We start from the raw sequence: 16,713 nt of genomic DNA, 5'->3' as shown, positions 1-16,713 counted from the left end.
GTGGAAGTATGCGATCTAGGCGATATAAACGTGGTGATCGAGTAAAAATCAATATTCATAAATCGGTATCACCTGAAATGCTTGCGTGGCTGAATAAACAATCAAATCCAACTAATTTCTTCTTTTTTGCTGCGCAGCAACTATTTAAACAAGTTGGAGATATTGACGTTTCAAAAGCTTTACCAAGCAGCCATGTTTTCTCATTATATGTGGAGCCTTCATCCTTATTAAAAGTCGAAGTAAACCCTTTTAAAAACATGACACTAGACACATATACATCCACCGAAAATGCAAAAAAAAAATTATGGGAATCTGTTGATCAATTAGATTGTCCATTTTTTTAAACATAGAAAAATATAAAAAGTCCCCATCACTATACATACGAATACAGTGATGGGTTTTTGTTTGTAACTAGAAGGGGGCACAATTTGTGCCCCCTTCCATTAGTTATTTATCTAAATTTTAGATGTATGTTTAGAAACAGCGTTAATTATGCTTTCCCAGTCATCTGGATGGTTTTCATGGCCTGCCCCTTTAAGAGTTAATAGTACTGAGTTTGGAATTTCATCAATTAGTGCGAGGCCATGTTCAAATGGGAGTGCTGTATCGTCTGTTCCGTGAATAACCAATGTTGGTGCTTGTATGGAGTGAAGTACACCTTCATATGCATCATCACCTTGAAGTAAAGCGTGATTAAACATACTTAATAAATTGTTTGCGCGTTCTATTTCTTGTTTTACTTGTGTATAAACTCTATTTTCATCAAATATTCGTTCTGATCCACATAATAGACGAGATCCTGAAACTAAATATTCTGCCACATCATTTTTATTTGTCCAATCTATACTTGCGCTCTTTACATGATGTTTTAAAATCCTTTCATCCATTGGGGGTAAATCGCGAGTATTATTATCAGATCCTATTACACTAGTCGCTAGTAAAGTTAGCGTCAAAATTCTTTCGGGATGTTTTACAGCGGCAATTTGAGCAATCATACCACCTAATGACATACCAAAAAGATGGGCTTTATCAATATGATAAGCGTCTAATACTCCGATTGCATCTTCAGCCATATCTGTTACTGAATAATTTGAAGTGCCAGGTTCATATGTAACAGAGCGTCCAACATCGCGATTATCAAAGCGAATAACAAATTTTCCTGTGTTCGCCAACTGTTCACAAAATTCTTCATCCCAATATATCATTGAACAAGTAGCTCCCATAATTAATAAAATAGCGGGATCATTAGAGTTACCGAAGCTTTCTGTACATATATCAATACCGTTTATTTTAAATATCTTTTCACTCATAAAGTTAGCCCCATTTCTTTTGAATTTAATTAATAATACAGTTTTGAATAATTCTAAGATGTGTGTAAGATTCTTTTTGAAATTCATCCCGCTATTTGCCGGGCAGTAAGAGCCCGATTGGTGAGGAATGATTAAAGTTTCACTTTATAATGCTTTTTGCATAATTACCCCCAAAAATAAGTATATGGTAATTCAAGGCAAAAAATTTTGAGAAATAATTGTATGTTATTAAAATAAACAGCAAGGAGGAGAGGAAATGAAAGCAATCGTTATTGATCGATATGGCAGTGTTGAAGAATTGAAAGAAAGACAAGTTTTAAAACCGGTTGTTAAGAATAATGAGGTATTAATACGTATTTATGCAACATCTGTTAATCCAGTTGATTGGAAAATAAGAAAAGGTGACTTACAAGAACAGTTACGCTTTTTATTTCCAATCACTTTAGGATTAGATGTAGCTGGAGTTATTGAAGAAGTTGGAGAAGATGTAGAGTGTTTCAATATAGGAGATAAAGTGTTTACGAAACCTGAAAATATAGGAAGCGGCTCTTATGCTGAATTCATTGCAGTACAATTAGATTTAGTATCACATATGCCTAATAATATTAGTTACGAAGAAGCAGCTTCTATTCCTCTTGCAGGACTTACAGCGTGGCAAAGTCTTGTAGATTACGCAAAAATAAAAGAGAATGACCGTGTATTCATTCATGCTGGAGCTGGTGGCGTTGGAAGTTTGGCAATCCAAATCGCAAAATCATTTGGAGCTTTTGTTGCCACGACTGCTAGTAGTAAAAATAAAGAATTTTTACAGTCTTTAGGAGCGGATCTCGTTATTGATTATAAAAAAGATAAATTTGAAGAACTAGTATCAGATTTTGATATTGTGTTAGATACAATAGGTGGCGAAGTGCAAGAAAAAAGTTTTCGAATTATTAAACCTGGTGGTGTTCTAGTTTCCATTGTTCATGAACCACTACAAAAAGTAGAAGGAATAAAATCAGGATTTTTATGGCTAAAACCAAATGGAAAACAATTAGAAGAATTATCAGCTTTAATTGTAAACGGAAAAATCAAACCAATCATAAGTAAAGTGGTGCCATTTAATGAAGCAGGAGTTCGAGAAGCTCATATTTTGAGTGAAGGACAACATGTTAGAGGAAAGATTGTAGTTAAAGTGGAATGATAATAAAGATTACAGCTTATAGAGTAACTAGATTTGAATAACGAAAAAGCTCAACAATAGATAATATCCCATACTATACATTTTCATTTGCGGGCATTATTTATTGTTGGCTAATGTAATATTGCTTCTAACAAATACTTTTTCGTATTGTATCATGTAATTTCTCTAATCCAATTTCCATATCTTTCTCGTTTAACATTGAATAGCTAATTCTTAATTGGTTATCATTTGTTTCGTAGTTTAATAGACAAGCTGTTCCTGGTAAAAAAGAGACATCTACTTCATTTGCTTTTTGTAATAAGGTAAAGGGATCTATCGAATCAGGTAGTGTCACCCATAAATTAAAACCTCCATTTGGTATTTCAAAGTGTAGTTCTTTTAATGGCGATAATATATCAATTGTTAAATCACGTCTCATTTGTAAAGCTGTACGTAATTTTTCTAAATGGTTTTTCATACGTTCTGCACGTAAAAACGGTAGAAGTGCCTTTTGTGTTAATAAAGGACTACCGATATCCATTGAACCTTTTACTGCATATAGCCATTCAAAAATAGGACCATCGGCAATAAGCGCCGCGATACGCAGTCCTGGTGCTAACGTTTTACTAAATCCTTTTATATATATTACGTGGCCATCCTTATCAAAACTTTTGATTGGGGGCGGGATTATAGCATCTTCAAAATATATTTCTCCGAAAGAATCATCTTCAATGATAAAAAATTGATATAGCCCCGCTAGTTCTATAAGTTCCATTCTTCGTTCTTTACTCATTACTGTACCTGTCGGGTTTTGGAAGGTCGGATTCGTATACAATAAAACGGGATTTTTACTTTGACAAATATCATCAATTAAGTCGGAGCGAACTCCATGATTATCAAGAGAAACAGGAATGATTTGAACACCTTTATTGATGAAAACATCAAGCGCGGCACTGTAACACGGACTTTCTACTAATACAGTATCTCCAGGTTTTAATAATGTTTGAGCAATTAAATCAATTCCTTGTTGTGCTCCGCTTGTAATTAATAATTGAGATGGGTCCGTCACTAATTTCTGGTGTTCATTTAAGTAATTTGCTATTTCAACTCGCAATTCATAATCGCCTTGAACTGGCCCATAAGTTGCTAACAACATCGGATTTTTATCCAGCAATTTATGCATTTCGTCTGCCAAAAATGGATTTGGTAACAGACGGGGATACAGAATTGCTTGTGAAAAATCATAATATTTACGGTGTTTATTCATTGCATATTGAGAACGCATAACATTAATAGATCTTGATAGTTGCCATTTATACGGTATCGGTTTGAAATCTTTCTTTACACGTTTATATATGTAAGCACCTTTTCCTTGTTCGATGCGTATATACCCTTTCGTTTCTAACTGTTTATAAGCTTTACGAACAGTTAATACATTGATTTGTAAATCTGTGGCCATACAACGTAAAGAAGGAAGGGATTCACCATGTGAAAGCATACCACTTTGTACTCTTTCAACAATTTGCATATATATTTGCTTGTAATACGGTATGTTTGATTCTTTACGCAATACAATCTTCATAGGTTCACCTATTTTTCTTTTTAATTTAATTAAAGCGAAAAATATATAGGGAATCAACTACAACTTGAAGTAACTGTTATATGTACCGATACACTGTTATACACCATAGCCTCTATACTCATTTTAAGAGTAAAAAGGAGGAAGTAAAATGGTCATTTTTAATTACATTTTAGTATGTATTATTTTCGGGACAACATTTTTAACGATTAAAATTGGAATTGAAGCAGGAGCGCCACCGTTGTTTTCAGCAGGAATTCGCTTCTTTTTAGCGGGTATAATCCTTATGATTATTTTTAAATTAAAGCGAAAAGAAATTATGCCACATATATTTTCAAAACGTATTATGTATGCTGGATTTTGTTTAACATTTATGACATTCGCAAGTTTATATTGGTCAGAACAATATATTTCTTCGGGATTAGCTGCTGTTCTTTCTGCTACGGGACCAATGATGATTTTATTAATACAAGCAAAGAGGAATAGGGAGAAATTACAAAAGGAACAACTCGTTGCTTTAGTTATTGCACTGATAGGTGTTATATTTGTTTCTTTACCAGGAATGCATCAACAAGTAAGTTTCATATGGAGTATTGCTTGTATTGTTTTAGTTATAGGAGAGTTATTTTACGGAATAGGCTCTATTCGTTCGAAAGAAATACTTTCAGATTTATCAAATGTATCACCATTTCTTATTAACGGAATTCAAATGTTTTATGGAGGGATTTTACTACTAATCGCATCTATTATTGTAGAACAACCAAATGTAACTGTATTAACTTCATGGAGTGTGCAATGGCCTATTTTATATCTCATATTTATCGGATCGATTGGTGGACACGGATTATATTACTGGCTCTTATCAAAAACAAATCCAGTATTTCCATCGACGTGGTTATATGTATCACCATTAATTGCAATAATTGTGGGATATATCATTTTAGGAGAGCCTTTAAATCCTACAATGGGAATGGGGGCTTGTCTTATATTGATTGGTGTATTTTTGGCCAATCGTTCAACGCTACGGACTTATTTCAAAAAAGGGCGGTTATTAGAGAAGGAGATGTAGTTTAATAAAGCAACAGCCCTGTATATTACAGGACTGATAAAATCAAAAACACAGTTGGAAAAATAACCAACTGTGTTTTTGATAATTAATTCACTTTTTTAATAAAGCCTTTATAATGACGTTTTACAAGCTGGCTTTCTAACGTCTTCATAGTTTCTAGTGCTACACCGACAATGATAAGTAAGCTTGTACCACCAATTTGAGCAGAAGGTGGTAACGTAGCAATTTTCGTGAATACGAGCGGTAATATAGAAATAGCACCTAAGAAAATTGCACCGATAAATGTTAAACGGTATAAAATTTTAGTTACATATTGTTCAGTTGCTTTACCAGGACGAATACCAGGAACATATCCATTTTGCTTTTTCAAATTCTCAGCCATTTGTTCAGGATTTACTTGAATAAATGCGTAGAAGTATGTGAAAGCAACGATAAGACCGACATAAAGTGTCATTCCAATTGGATGTGCGAAATCAAGATTTGCAACTAACCATTTTGATACGCTTGAATCAGGGAAGAGCTGCGCAATTGTACGCGGCGTCATTAAAAATGCAGAAGCAAAGATAACTGGTATAACACCAGCACTATTTACTTTAAGCGGTAAATGAGTGTTTTTTGCTCCTTGATATTGATTGTTTCCTGAAACAGCTTTTGCATATTGGATCGGTATTTTACGTACAGCTTGTTGAATGTAAATAACACCAACAACTATCGCTAAAATTACGAGTCCAATTAAAACAATTTTTATTATGTGCATAAATAGCTGATCGCCAGCATTTTGGAATTGTTGTAAATAAATTTGATTTGCAACATTTGGAATCGCGGCAACGAGACCTGCGAAGATAATCATCGAAATACCATTACCAACTCCGTTAGCGGTAATTTGTTCGCCTAACCAAAGTAAAAATGCAGTACCTGCAGTTAAAACTGTCGCAATAAATAAGTATGTAGTCCAGCTTTGATCTGTTATTAATTGTCCACCTGCTATATTATTAAAGCCATAAGACATTCCGATGGCCTGTATGAATGCGAGAATGATTGTAAAGTATCGAGTGAATTGAGCTGATTTCTTACGGCCCATTTCTCCTTGCTTTGCCCATTCCGAAAACTTAGGTATAACATCCATTTGTAGTAATTGTACTATGATGGAAGCTGTAATATATGGTGTAATACCTACAGCAAAGATTGAGAAATGTTGCAATGCTCCTCCACCAAATACGTTTAACATACCTAGAACGTTAGCTTGATCTTGTACTTTTAATACCTCTGCGTTAGTATGAGGAACTGGAATAAACGTGCCAATTCGAAAAACGATTAACATCGCTAGTGTAAAAAGGATTTTCCTTCTTATCTCAGCTACTCTCATGAAATTTGAAATCGTACGAAACATTATGTCGCCTCCTATATTTTTATCAGTAAAAAACTGATTATTATACCCTATGAAGTAACCACAAACCTCCTTCCGCACTAAATTCATTTGACAAATGGATTTTCATACACTTTGTAGTTTTCACGGATATAAAAATATAAGGTGTTATATAAGCGACCTATACACTTTACGTAATCATTCAATACCCATAATATATCGAATAAATTAACAAATGTACATACATACGCATTAAAAATGAATAAATAGGGTCATTTTTTACATTTATTTAATGATAAATTGATAGGACATTATTATTCAAGATTGTTATACATGTTATAAAAATAAAAGCGAGCCATTATGATTTATAACTAATATTCATTCAAATGTGTCAGCTAATAGCGTCTCCCAATCTTTAAAGGATAATTTATCAGTTATATGTTTTAGTGCGTTAGGTACAACAATATGACAAATAAGTTCTAAGCTATTACCATCTGGATCAATAAAATAAACAGATGCATTACCTTGATGTGGACGGACAAAGGGTTCAATAGATTCATTACTCCCAAACGGAACAGCTTTAATTTGAAGTGAGTGTAACCAATGTAATGATTCTTTTAAATCCTCATAGGAAACTCTAAATGCAATATGACGTAAAGAAGGATGATATTTTGTTTCGTATTCAGAGCCCGCCCATAATCCTAGCCAACTTTTCCCTTCCTCAATCCAAAAGAATGCTGTTGATTCATCGCTCCAGGCTAACTTCAGCCCTAGTTTTTCATAAAATTCGATAGATTGTTGTAAATTACTCACTGGTAAATGCGCTTCGTATATTCCTTTAATCAATTAAAATCCTCCACCTTTTTATTTTCTTACAATTAATATATCGATTTAAAAAGAATGTAAAATCAAATAAAAGTATGAAAGTACATACTACTTTAGTAGTAATAGTAATCAATTATATTTCAATTCAAATTCATCTCCCGCTGATTAAAGTTTCACTTTATATGATTAGAGAATTCTTTTTATTTAAGAAGGAATAAATGTTAAAGAAAGCTAATTAAACAGTGTACATATTTATAGGGGAGAAGATATAAATGAAAGTTGTTATAAAAAAATTACCACCATTAGAAGTAGCGTATATAAGACGAACTGGTAGCTACTTTGAACCGCAAGATCACTGGGGAAAGTTACTGAATTGGTCAATTGAAAATAAACTGTATCCACCAGAGCAATCATTTATCGGAATATCATTGGATAATCCTGAACTTGTTGCAAGTCATAAGTGCCGGCATGATGCATGTGTTACGATTCCTGAAAACTTCGATAAAGAAAAGTATCATGATGTGCAATTTAAAAAATTAGATGGAGGTACATATGGTCTATACCAGTTCTATGATGAACCTCATAAATTAAGTGAAGCGTATCAATACATGTATGTAGAGTGGTTACCAAATAGTGAGTATGATGCAGATTATGATAGAGATAATTTAGAGTTTTGCTTAAATAATGTTGCTGAAGATCTAGACGGAAAGTTAAAGGTTGATTTATTTGTGCCAATTAAAAAGATATAAAAAAACAAATAAGTTCATTTGTGGCTTTAAAATAAAATTGGAATAGTAGTGAAAGAAAAACTTTTTTTGAAGATAATATCTCTAGCGTAGAAATTTAAGTATGTAGGTTGCAATGAAAGGAGAATCCACATGGATACATTTGTAAATGACAAGTTTTATGAAACGAGAGATCAATTATTTGAGGAAATTACTTTGTTGAGTGATGCTCAATTTAATAGGAAACCAGATAAGGATAAATGGAGTATTGCACAAGTTTGTCATCATTTAGTTTTATTAGATGAGAGAGTGATAACAGTTATTTCCTCAGGGTTAAAAAAGTTAGATAGTACCCAAAATGAGCGTAAAGAAATTCACACTATTTTATTAGATAGAACGAAAAAGTTTATAGCTCCAGAAATGATTGAACCAAGTATAGAACCATTTGAAGTGGAGCAAATGCTCAATATGCTAAACGAATCAAGAAAAGAATTGATGCGTTTCCTGAGTACAATAGAAGATGAGTCTATATTAGCGAAAAAATCAGTGATGCATCCAGCTCTTGGAGAATTATCCCTTGATCAGTGGATAGAATTGATCTATTTACATGAACAGCGTCATATTTCACAAATAAAAGAGATAAAATTGCTTTGTGAAATTGAAAAGTAAAAATTATTCCCTATTTATTGATACGTATTATAAACAGGGGAAACGGTTGATTCATATTGATTCAGAAGAAAACAAAAATAGAATAAAATTAGTTGAAAGTGACCAATAAGCTTAAGAAAATATGAAACTATCCGATTTTCTGTATAAGTGTAACCCCGTCTTAAATGAAGAGCGGGGTTATTTTTTTGAAAGTACACTTCACACGCTTAAGGAAGGAGTATTCTGTCAGAAAACGATAAAATACAATTCTGTTAGGGGATGTATGCAATTTATTCTCTTTATTTTTGCAACAGAACCACCTTCAAAATTATCTTTTGTAGTTGAAGTTTCCTGAATAATAAGTTACATTTTTAAAGTTCAAGCAACTTTATGAAAGTACAAAAAGGGGAGAAATATAATTATTATGCAAAAAATGAAATGGAAGAACTATGTATGTTACTTTGTAATTTTATTACTGCTTGGAACGGCAGTAATAGTCAAACCATCTATCTCTAAGGCTGAGGAATCTGAAGTTAATATTACATTGTTAGGTACTGCAGATATTCATGGTAGATTTATGCCTTGGGATTATGCGCTTGATGGAGCAAATATGAGTGGAAGTTTGACGCAGCTTTATACGGTTATAAAGAAGATCCGTCAAGAAAATCCAAATACCATATTAGTAGATGCCGGGGATACAATTCAAGGAAACTCAGTAGAATTATTCAACGATAAGCCACAATCGCCAATGATGGTAGCGATGAATACAATGGGATATGATGCCTGGGCATTTGGAAATCATGAATTCAACTTTGGATTAGATACATTGAAAAAAGTTAGTGAGCAATATAAGGGAAAAACGTTAGCAGGAAATATTTATAAGGAAAATGGAGAGCGCTTTCTTCCTGCATATACAATTGTAGAAAAAGGTGGAATTAAAGTTGGGATTATTGGTATGAATACACCAATGATTAGTGATTTTGAAAAAGGGACAGATCACTTAAATGGTTTAGTGGTGAAAAATCCGGTAGAAGAGACGAAAAAGGCAATTAAGGAATTAGAAGGTAAAGTAGATGTAATGGTAGGAGTTATGCATATGGGACTAGAAAATGAGAATGGTATCCCTGGTACTGGTGTTCAAGATATTGCAAATGCTTGTCCGGAACTAAGTGCTATTTTTGCGGCTCATATGCATAAACTTGTAAAAAAAGAAGTTGTAAATGGCGTAATTATTACAGAACCAGATAAATATGGAACACATATTTCACGTATTGACCTTACTTTTACAAAGCAAGATGGTAAGTTGGCTTTAAAAAATAAAACTGCTACCGCTATACCTGTAAAAAATGCTGATGGGACAACGATATTATCCGATCCTACACTTGAAGAAACATTAACACCTTTTCACGAATATGCGAGAGGAGATGCAAATGTTGTAGTCGCTCAATTAAAGGGTAGAAATCTTGTTCCTGAAAATGAAATAAAGGGTATTCCAAGTGTTCAGATTCAAGAAACACCTTTATCAGATTTCTTTCATGAAGTTATGCTCTACTACAGTAAAGCAGATGTAGTAGCCCATCAAATTGATAATGATTATGCCCGTTTAGATACAGGCCCTATTAAGAAAAAAGATATTGCGTACAATTACCAATATGCCTTGGGAGAAATTACAGTATATAAGATTTCTGGAAAAGATTTAAAAGACTATATGGAATGGGCAGCAGGATATTTTAACTCATCTCGTGCCGGAGATGTAACCGTTAGCTTTGATAAAACCCGCCGTGCATCTAAATACAGTACGAACGATTTCTTTGGAGGCGTAAAATACGAAATTGACTTAACAAAACCATATGGAAGCAGAATTACAAATTTACGCTCTATTCGTACAAACAAACCAATCAAAATGAGCGATGTTATGACGTTGGGAATGAATGCATATAGAATGGAGGCTCTTCAGGCAAAAGGTGGAGCTTTAGAGGGGCGTAAGTTTGAACAAATTTGGTCATCTAAACAAGAGAATGCATTTGGAGAAACAGGCGGAACCATTCGTAACCTTGCTATTACATATTTAAAAGAGGTAAAGAACGGTGTATACACACCAAAAGTTATGCATAATTGGAAAATTACTGGTGTAGATTTACATTCTTCAGAGCATAAGGCGGTAGTTGATCTTGTGAATAAAGGGATTTTAGAAATTCCAAAAACAGAAGACGGAAAATACACAAATATAGCATCTATAAATACGAAAGACTCAATTTCAAAAGAAGAGATTATATTACTCTCACAAAAAGCAAATATTAATCCAAATCAGTTTAATCATGTAAAGACAAAAGGTGAATTTTACAAAAAACTTAGTAGGATTACTAAAAGAATATAAATTATAAAATTTCTTATAGTAATTGTTATTTTAATAACATTAAACCCACTCTTACAATAGTAAAGAGTGGGTTTTTATGTTGTTATTTAGAGGTAAGTATACTTTTATTACAATGAATATAGATAATTAATAACTAACCAATTGGGTGAGCACCTATAAGGACTCTCTTTTATTCAAATTAATGTACATATGTGTTCCGTTCATTATTTATAATATTGACCACAATTTATGTAATTTTGCATAATGTTACATAAATTGTGTATTTTCTCTTTTTTTAGACATTAATAGACAGTATACTTTGTACAAGCTTTTTATTTCAAAAATTATACGAGGTGAAATAATGAAAAACAAAAAGACATTAACTAAGGTAGCATTAACAACAGGATTAGCTTTAACAGCTGTGGCACCATATGGGGTAGGTCATGCAGAGGAAACAGATCAACTACAAGTTCAAATTCAGGAGGAATCGTTCCGTTCGGGTGAACTTACACAGCCGTCACAAAAGGCACCAGAAAATGTAGTAAAGGATGCACTTAAGGAGAAAACAGAACAAGCTCTGTCCCAAAAACAAGTCAATGGAGAAGCAGGAGTAGATTATAAAGTCCTTCAAAAACGTGGTTCGTATGATGGAACTACACTTGTGCGTATGCAGCAAACATACGAAGGAAAAGAAGTATATGGACATCAATTAACTGCACACGTAGATAATAAGGGTGTTATTAAAAGTGTTTCAGGTGATAGCGCGCAAAATTTAAAACAAGAAGAATTGAAAAAACCTATTAATCTATCAAAAGATGAAGCAAAACAATATATTTATACGAAATACGGGAACGATATCAAGTTTATTTCTGAGCCAGAAGTTAAAGAGGTTATTTTTGTTGATGAAAATAATGGACAAGCTAGCAATGCATACCAAGTTACCTTCAAAGCTGCAACACCAAACTATGTTTCTGGTACTTATTTAGTAAATGCACAAAATGGTGATATGTTAAAAAATATGGTACAAGAATCTAACTTAAAGGCCAGTGACAAACTAGTTGGAGCTTTAAAGAAAAGTAAACAAAGCAGTCTTACATCATTAACCGGAACAGGAAAAGATGATTTAGGTATTAATCGTTCATTTGGTATCTCTAAACAAAGTAATGGCAAATATGCTCTTGCTGATTATACAAGAGGGCAAGGCATTGAAACATATGATGTGAATTACAGAGATATTACTAAAGAAGAAAGCTATTATCCTGGTACATTAGCGACAAGTACTTCGGCAACATTTAACGATCCAAAAGCAGTAAGTGCTCATTACTTAGCAACAAAAGTATTTGATTTTTATAAAGATAAATACAAGCGTAATAGCTTTGATAATAAGGGACAAAAGGTAGTTTCAGTTGTACACGCTTGGGATTCTGAAGAGACGAATGATCCGAAAAATTGGCAGAATGCATTAAGTGCTAATAATGGAAGTATGCTTGTATATGGCGATCCTATTGTTAAAGCATATGACGTAGCTGGACATGAATTTACACATGCTGTTACTTCTAGCGAATCTAATCTTGAATATTACGGGGAATCCGGTGCGATTAATGAGGCGCTATCTGATATTATGGGAACATCTATTGAGAAATACGTAAATAATGGAAACTTTAACTGGACAATGGGAGAACAAACGGGATCTGTTTTCCGTGATATGGAAAACCCAGCTTCTGTTCCATCTTCACTTGGAGTGCCTTATCCAGATGATTACAGTGAATTTAACGATTTTAATGGATGGGATCAAGGCGGTGTTCATTTTAATTCAAGTATTATTAATAAAGTTGCGTATCTGATTGCAAAAGGCGGAACTCATAACGGAGTAACTGTTAAAGGAATTGGTGAAGATAAAATGTTTGATATTTTCTATTATGCAAATACAGATGAGTTAAACATGACTTCTAATTTCAAAGAATTGAGATCAGCATGTATTCGAGTGGCAACTAATAAATATGGTGCGAATACAGCTGAAGTTCAAGCAGTTCAAAAAGCATTTGATGCAGCAAAAATTAAGTAATTTAGAAATATAGTTATCATTCATATATTAATACATTATGAAAAACAGCTAATGTCATTTTAAGGATATTAGCTGTTTTTTACGTGGCAATGTATCGTTGAAAATAAACTGACTAAGCAATAATGAGGCACTTTATCTGTAAGAAGTTGTGACAAATAAATAAGGTTTAAAATATATAAAAACAGAAAATTAATAATATATTGACCTCTTGATAGAAAGTCTATAAAATGAAAGCGATAACAAACGATTGCTTTAAAATGTTTTCCCTGATCTTTTAGTATTTACAAATATATGAAGGCATAAACAAATCTATTTTTTTAAGTAATAATGCAAACGTTTTCGTATTAAAAGGTCATTGAAATACATACGTGAAAATAGCCGATATGGAGGTGAAGTAAAAGAGATTTCTAGATTAATTTAAGCAGTGTTATTCAGTGTAAGCATAATAAATCGTTAGTAATATTTGAAGAAAGGGTGTATGTGATGCAAATTACAAAAAGATTAATTAACAAAACAGTTTTATTACTTACTTTAATCGTTATGTTATCATCTGTTTTCTCCTTTCAGAGTGTGAAGGCAGTTTCAAATTCGAAAACAACTGAAATTATCATTCATTACAAAGAAAAGCTTGGAAATACAAAAGACTGGAATCTTTGGTTATGGGGAGAAAATGCAAATGGTACATCTTATCAATTTACTGGTGAAGATGAATTTGGAAAATACGCTAAGATAAAAATAGACGGTGACTATAATCGTGTAGGATTTATAGTTCGAACAAATGAATGGGAAAAAGATGGTGGGGATCGTTGGATTGAAAATATAAAGGACGGTCGTGCTGAAGTATGGATCCTTTCGGGTGATGAAAAAGTATATAACTCTAAGCCTTCATCGGATCTCTCAATTCAAAAAGCAACTATTGATGGTTTCCATGAAATTACTGTAACGACTAATGTCCCGTTTAATATTAAGGAAAAGAAAATTGAAATTGAAGGCATTAAAATTAAGAATATTACTCCTTATGATATAAACAGTGGCGATATTACTAATAAGGTCAAAATAATTACGGAACAGAAAATTGATTTAAAACAAACATACAAAGTTAAAATAGAAAACTTAGCTGATACGAATACTGAAATTGGTAAAGTCATTCGTAGCGAAGAATTTGATAATTTATTTTATTATGGTGGTAACGATTTAGGAAATACATATACTCCGCAACATACAAAGTTCCGTTTATGGGCTCCTACTGCAAGCGAAGCGAAGTTAGTTACATATAAAAAATGGAGCGATAAAATAGGTGCTGAAATAAACATGCAACAAGGTGAAAAGGGAACTTGGACATCAGAACTAAAGGGGAACCAAAAAGGGCTCTTTTATACGTATAAGGTCAAAATTGGTGATAAGTGGACTGAAGCGGTTGATCCATATGTGCGTGCTGCTTCTGTAAATGGGGATAAAGGTGCAGTCGTTAATTTAGAAGAAACAAATCCGAAAAAATGGAAAGCAAACAAAAAGCCAAAATTTAAAAATCCGGAAGATGCTATTATTTATGAGTTACATGTACGCGATCTTTCCATTCAACCTGAAAGTGGTATTAAACAGAAAGGGAAGTATTTAGGTGTAACAGAAAAAGGAACAAAAGGGCCAGAAGGTGTAAAAACAGGACTTGATCATATAAAGGATCTCGGTGTTACTCACGTTCAGTTTTTACCGATATTTGATTATGCTTCTGTAAATGAAGAGACTTTAAATGAACCGCAATATAACTGGGGATATGATCCTAAAAATTTCAACGTTCCAGAAGGCTCCTATTCTACAAATCCTTATGAGCCAACTGTGCGAATAACTGAATTAAAGCAAATGGTTCAAACACTACATGATAATAATCTTCGAGTGGTGATGGATGTAGTATATAACCATATGTATAACGCTGCTGAATCTAATTTCCATAAGTTAGTTCCAGGTTATTATTATCGTTACAATGAAGATGGAACATTTGCAAATGGAACTGGAGTAGGAAATGATACTGCTTCAGAAAGAAAAATGATGAGGAAATTTATGATAGATTCCGTCACATATTGGGCAAAAGAATACAATTTAGATGGATTCCGTTTTGATTTAATGGGTATTCATGATTATGAAACGATGAATGAAATACGTAAAGCTGTTAATCAAATTGACCCTTCTATTATACTACACGGAGAAGGATGGGATTTAAATACACCTCTTGCAGCTGAGCTGAAAGCAAATCAAAAAAATGCAGAGAAAATGAAAGGGATTGCTCATTTTAACGATAATATACGTGATGGGTTAAAAGGTAGTGTATTTGAGGAAAAAGAAAATGGTTTTATAAATGGAAAGGAAAATATGGAAGATCGTATTAAAAAAGGTATTACGGCAGGTATTGACTACGATACAAATTCGTCTACCTATCAAGATCCGGAACAGGTGCTAACTTATGTGGAAGCACATGACAATCATACATTATGGGATAAACTTGAGTTAACTAATCCAGGTGACAGCGATGAAGTGCGAACACAAATGCACAAATTGTCTTCTTCGATTTTATTAACATCACAAGGAATTCCATTTTTACATGCAGGGCAAGAGTTTATGCGGACGAAATACGGTGATCATAATAGTTACAAATCTCCAGACTCAATTAACCAGATGGATTGGCTGCGCCGTGCAACGTTTAATAATGAAGTAGATTATATGAAGGGTTTAATAGAATTACGCAAAAAGTACTCAGCTTTTCGAATGACATCTGCAGAGCAAATAAAAACACACGTATCATTTATTGATGCTCCAAAAAATACTGTAGCTTATATAATAGAGGGGAATAAACATGAATACTTTACAGTGGCTCACAATGCAAATAGAGAAGCTGTTGAAATAACACTTCCATCGAAAGGGCCTTGGAAAGTACTAGTAGATGGCAAGCAGGCGGGAAGTAAACCACTTTATGTTGTCCATGACAATAAAATTAAAGTTCCTGCATTAAGTTCCATTGTTTTAAAATCAGAAAAACCAATTAAATAAAAGCGAAGAGTGTGGAAATAAATACTGAATTGAGCAAAGTTAATAAGGATTGCAAATGAAAAAAGCGAAGTGAAGATTATTCTCACTTCGCTTTTAAAGTTAATGTAATATAATTTCACATACTGTAATTATATTACAATTTAATAAAAGAAATAAGCAATAGATTATTTCTTTTATGACAGTAGGAGGAGAAGATATCTTTGAGTTTATTTATAAAATTACCTGAAATACATTCGTAATTCATATAATGTTTATTATATATTCGAACATATAACGAACTAGATGTTCGAGTTGTATTAACTCCTACAAATCGTTTAAAAATAACAAAGGCGTAAAAAGTATATGGAATTAAAATAGAGAAAAGACACCATTCAAGGTGTCTTTTCTCTATTTTGAATATGAAATGTAAGTAACTCGATTGTATGTAATAGTATGTGATATTTTCACACTAACTGATTAAGAAAAATTTAAAACTCTTTTCTTAATCTATTTGTAATAAATTACATCATAAAATTTTATTGATATAATAAATAAAACTTTCTCAACATTATTTGATTTAATAACTA

General features: G+C 32.9%; 12 protein-coding genes. 8 read left to right on the top strand and 4 right to left on the bottom strand.

Going from position 1 to position 16,713, the window contains the following annotated elements; translation table 11 throughout:
• Positions 1-8 precede the first annotated feature (8 nt).
• Positions 9-344, top strand: a complete 336-nt coding sequence (locus tag M1D73_RS13745) for a hypothetical protein (protein WP_098212926.1) — start codon at positions 9-11, stop codon at positions 342-344.
• Positions 345-455: 111 nt separating this feature from the next.
• Here the strand turns inward: M1D73_RS13745 and mleBCA are convergent, their stop codons facing one another.
• Complete coding sequence (gene mleBCA / locus M1D73_RS13740; protein ID WP_001290783.1) at positions 456-1,310, bottom strand: BCA family alpha/beta fold macrolide esterase; 855 nt, start codon at positions 1,308-1,310, stop codon at positions 456-458.
• A gap of 256 nt (positions 1,311-1,566) precedes the next feature.
• On the opposite strand from mleBCA, the gene M1D73_RS13735 reads away from it, so the two are divergent.
• Entirely contained in the window at positions 1,567-2,493 is a 927-nt protein-coding gene (locus tag M1D73_RS13735; RefSeq protein ID WP_098212927.1) for an NADP-dependent oxidoreductase, read from the top strand.
• A gap of 127 nt (positions 2,494-2,620) precedes the next feature.
• Here M1D73_RS13735 and pdxR read toward each other — a convergent pair whose 3' ends face one another.
• Positions 2,621-4,054, bottom strand: coding sequence for a MocR-like pyridoxine biosynthesis transcription factor PdxR (pdxR, locus tag M1D73_RS13730; RefSeq protein ID WP_017673309.1), 1,434 nt, complete (start codon positions 4,052-4,054; stop codon positions 2,621-2,623).
• Between the two features lie 148 nt (positions 4,055-4,202).
• Between pdxR and M1D73_RS13725 the strand changes: the two genes are divergently transcribed.
• Positions 4,203-5,120 (top strand): DMT family transporter, encoded by a 918-nt coding sequence (locus tag M1D73_RS13725; RefSeq protein ID WP_000234337.1) that lies wholly within the window; start codon positions 4,203-4,205, stop codon positions 5,118-5,120.
• Between the two features lie 85 nt (positions 5,121-5,205).
• On the opposite strand, the gene secY is transcribed toward M1D73_RS13725, so the two are convergent.
• Positions 5,206-6,510, bottom strand: a complete 1,305-nt coding sequence (gene secY / locus M1D73_RS13720) for a preprotein translocase subunit SecY (RefSeq protein WP_000490135.1) — start codon at positions 6,508-6,510, stop codon at positions 5,206-5,208.
• A gap of 354 nt (positions 6,511-6,864) precedes the next feature.
• Positions 6,865-7,332, bottom strand: a complete 468-nt coding sequence (locus M1D73_RS13715; protein ID WP_000589640.1) for a VOC family protein — start codon at positions 7,330-7,332, stop codon at positions 6,865-6,867.
• A gap of 251 nt (positions 7,333-7,583) precedes the next feature.
• On the opposite strand from M1D73_RS13715, the gene M1D73_RS13710 reads away from it, so the two are divergent.
• The 5 genes from M1D73_RS13710 (at position 7,584) to pulA (ending at position 16,147) form a co-directional block, all read left to right on the top strand.
• Complete coding sequence (locus M1D73_RS13710) at positions 7,584-8,060, top strand: AraC family transcriptional regulator (RefSeq protein WP_000869612.1); 477 nt, start codon at positions 7,584-7,586, stop codon at positions 8,058-8,060.
• A 129-nt stretch (positions 8,061-8,189) separates the two neighbouring features.
• The gene (locus tag M1D73_RS13705) at positions 8,190-8,705 is read left to right on the top strand and encodes a DinB family protein (protein WP_000379366.1); all 516 of its coding nucleotides are present in this window, start codon (positions 8,190-8,192) and stop codon (positions 8,703-8,705) included.
• 403 nt (positions 8,706-9,108) lie between these two features.
• Complete coding sequence (locus M1D73_RS13700) at positions 9,109-11,061, top strand: bifunctional metallophosphatase/5'-nucleotidase (RefSeq protein WP_001171083.1); 1,953 nt, start codon at positions 9,109-9,111, stop codon at positions 11,059-11,061.
• Between the two features lie 340 nt (positions 11,062-11,401).
• Positions 11,402-13,105 carry a M4 family metallopeptidase gene (locus M1D73_RS13695; protein ID WP_481158036.1) on the top strand — a complete coding sequence of 568 codons (1,704 nt, stop codon included), beginning with the start codon at positions 11,402-11,404 and terminating at the stop codon, positions 13,103-13,105.
• Positions 13,106-13,588: 483 nt separating this feature from the next.
• Positions 13,589-16,147 (top strand): type I pullulanase, encoded by a 2,559-nt coding sequence (gene pulA, locus M1D73_RS13690; RefSeq protein ID WP_121868265.1) that lies wholly within the window; start codon positions 13,589-13,591, stop codon positions 16,145-16,147.
• The last annotated feature ends 566 nt before the right edge of the window (positions 16,148-16,713 follow it).

This window comes from Bacillus sp. PK3-067 (genome assembly GCF_056738645.1).
The sequence above is the reverse complement of the archived record's forward strand: the minus strand, read 5'-3'. Positions and strand labels throughout refer to the sequence as shown.